2 tRNA genes are annotated in these 279 nt (G+C 40.9%); both read left to right on the top strand.

The window, feature by feature from the left end:
- The first annotated feature begins 47 nt into the window (after positions 1 to 47).
- Positions 48 to 121: transfer RNA gene (locus tag AC1XUO_RS29685), tRNA-Ile, on the top strand.
- A gap of 85 nt (positions 122 to 206) precedes the next feature.
- Positions 207 to 279, top strand: a tRNA-Ala gene (locus AC1XUO_RS29690).

The raw sequence follows: 279 nt of genomic DNA on the forward strand, positions 1-279 counted from the left end.
AGAAACTCTGCTTTTAGTTTATCTTTATCATATATTTTTAAATGTAGGGGCTTGTAGCTCAGGTGGTTAGAGCGCTACACTGATAATGTAGAGGTCCGTGGTTCGAGTCCACGCAGGCCCACTAAATTTAAAAAACATTGGAATTGTATTAGGATAAGTAATTTAATTACTCTACTTTTGCACTCCGAAAAAAACAAAAAATACTTGGGGGATTAGCTCAGCTGGCTAGAGCACCTGCCTTGCACGCAGGGGGTCAACGGTTCGAATCCGTTATTCTCC

Source organism: Dyadobacter sp. HNCC25DJ186, from assembly GCF_056895235.1.